This is a genomic window from Caulobacter sp. 05T431, assembly GCF_056665975.1.
The window spans coordinates 1-580 of the sequence record NZ_JBFTKU010000074.1; the positions used below are offsets into that span (position 1 = coordinate 1).

At 63.7% G+C, this 580-nt stretch carries 1 protein-coding gene; it reads left to right on the forward strand.

Annotated features, from left to right (window positions below; translation table 11 throughout):
* Positions 1 to 301: 301 nt before the first annotated feature.
* On the forward strand, positions 302 to 580 hold a 279-nt coding region (locus tag AC1U89_RS24585), incomplete at its 3' end, for a hypothetical protein (RefSeq protein ID WP_479902226.1).

The window sequence follows — 580 nt, forward strand, 5'->3', positions numbered from 1 at the left end:
CGCTTCAGGCACGCCCGCCCTGGCCAACGCGCAGAAGGCAGCCGGATCTACCGGGTCCGGACGTTTAGACAAGTGCGGCAATGGAGTTGTCGCACCGTAGTCGAAGATTCGCTCCCGTTTTTTCCAAGGTCGCACTGGGACAATGATCGGGCCGGCGGCGGTCGCCCTCCAGGCTCGGCTGTCTAGCCCAGTCCGCCGCCGGCCCCGGACACTATTCGAGTTTCGAGAAGGAACCGGGAAGCCCCGAAAGTAGTCGAGACGTGTACCCGCCTCTGTCGCCGGGCCCTGAAACGGTCTGCCCATGGATGAAATAGTGCAAGGCCGGCACGMATTGAATGTCGAGGATCTTTCCGGGCGTCCGGGGTTCGATGAACAGTTTCTGGGTGCCTGGGTTGGCATTCCGGCCCTCGCCGGCGTCGCGTCGGTCCTGCTCCCCTACACCCACTTTTCCGTCCTCATGCGGCTGGACAAACGCCTGGCCGCCGTCACCGCGCTCGGAATGGACGGCACCAAATTGATCGATCTGGACCGGTCAGGGATCCAGTGGAGACTGGATCCTCGGCTGCGCCCGGACCAGCAG